This window comes from Pseudomonas agronomica (assembly GCF_025917275.1).
Classification (GTDB): Bacteria; Pseudomonadota; Gammaproteobacteria; order Pseudomonadales; family Pseudomonadaceae; genus Aquipseudomonas; species Aquipseudomonas agronomica.
The window spans coordinates 1-229 of the sequence record NZ_JAOSHO010001170.1 but is presented as its reverse complement, the minus strand read 5'-3'; the positions used below and the strand labels follow the sequence as shown (position 1 = coordinate 229).

Below are 229 nucleotides of genomic sequence, written 5' to 3'. Positions count from 1 at the left end.
GCTGACGAATCCGCTCGGCCGACACGTTGTACTTCTGCGCCAGGTCGTGCAGCGTGGCCTTTTCCTCGGCCAGCCAACGCTGGTAGAGAATATCGCGGCTGCGCTCGTCCAGCACTTCCAGGGCTTCGTGCAGGTTGGTGTTGGAGTTGTCGCTCCAGTCGGCGTCTTCCAGTTGACGCGCCGGGTCGTACCGGTGGTCTTCAAGGTAATTGGCCGGCGATTGGAAAGC

Annotated in this window: 1 protein-coding gene; it reads right to left on the bottom strand. The window is 61.6% G+C overall.

All coding sequences use genetic code 11. From position 1 onward, the window contains the following. Positions 1–229, bottom strand: a 229-nt coding sequence (locus tag OC610_RS29420) for a sigma factor-like helix-turn-helix DNA-binding protein (RefSeq protein WP_269808118.1), incomplete at both ends; no start/stop codon positions are given.